This is a genomic window from Parabacteroides sp. AF17-3 (assembly GCF_003635445.1).
GTDB classification, from domain to species: domain Bacteria; phylum Bacteroidota; class Bacteroidia; order Bacteroidales; family Tannerellaceae; genus Parabacteroides; species Parabacteroides goldsteinii.
Map to the genome: position 1 here is coordinate 1 of NZ_QTMM01000034.1, position 1,338 is coordinate 1,338.

At 48.3% G+C, this 1,338-nt stretch carries 1 pseudogene; it reads right to left on the reverse strand.

The window, feature by feature from the left end:
* Nucleotides 1–1,338 (reverse strand): annotated as a pseudogene (locus DWW91_RS27940) (hypothetical protein); the annotation flags it as partial.

The following is a 1,338-nucleotide window of genomic DNA, read 5'->3' on the forward strand; positions in this document are numbered from 1 at the left end:
AGAAGGTCAACTGGGTATTTTCATTGAGAGTTTTTGTGACGGGAGCGCCTTTTACTTTTAGCCATTCGGAACCTCCGTCGAAGTCCAAGCCGATCTCGATGCCCAGCATGGATTTACACCCGATAGAGAATTCATTATTGTCCGAAATCTGCATATTAATGTTTCCCGGTGTGTCGCCTGCAGGTGCTTCGTAACTGTTTTTTCCATCATTCAGACTCGGATAGGTGAAGTCCGGTTTGAGAGTGGCATCGAGCAGTTGTACGACAATATCCGTTTTTAGATCGTTCGCTTTTTTATTGTAGAAAACGACAGTGCCTTTATCGTCAGTAACGCCGGTAACATCGCGGTCGTTGAGTGTAAAGGAATAGGTAGTTTCCGCTCCGCTTTGTTTGTAGACGGCGACATCGAGCCAGTCGGGTTTACTTTCCACCTCTGACCCGTCCGGGCAGGTAATACGCACATGTGCATTACTGCCGGTAATGCGGTAGAGGTTTACTAGCTTGTTTTCAGCATCGAAAGAGTTAGGGTTGTTATCGCCTACCTGCGGTGTTACGTCAGCCTGTGGTACAGAAACAGCTTCTACGAAGAAGGTAGTTTCCGAGCCGTTCATGGTGTTGGTGAAACGTAATACGGCACGTGGGTAACGTCCCAGGGTATAATTTTCTTTAAGTGAGAAGGTATAATTATAATTCATGGAAGCCGCTTTAGTGGAAACGGCTGGTTCTGATATTTCCAGCCAGTCGTATTGCTGTGCGTCAATTCCGCCTACATATTTCTTATAAACTGTGAGATTAGCCGTGGCGGTAGTAGTCACGGTGAACTGGCTTTTGGGCTTAAGCGACATGCTGACCGAGCGCGTGTCGGGGTCGTATTTAGTGTCGTCCGTGAATTCGGCGGGAATTGTCACGTCGATTTCTCCCGAATCCTGATCGGGTTTGAAATCGTTGATGCTACCGTCGTCCGTCCAGTCTGCCACGTAGAGTGTACAGTCGAGGTGGTATTTGTCTGCCGCCGTGATGGCGATGGTGTAGCGGTGGTTGTTGGCAATCTCGAGGAAAGTCTGGTTGCCGTCCGCCGCCTGCTGTGTGAAAGGAATCCGGTAGGAAACCTCTTTGCTTTCTGATTCGTTGATCTTATACATACCTTTCAGAATTAAGAAACCTTTGTCTTTAAGTGGTGAAGGATAGGAGTAGAAGGCTCCTGCCTGTATCCCTTTGTTAGCATTCTCTCCGTAGAATCGTCGCTCTGGAGTTGTAATGAGTTCGTCTGGTTTCGCTTCTGGCATATCGCCGTAAGGTCGTATAGGGAACAATCCCGAACCGCGTCGTGCATTGCCCA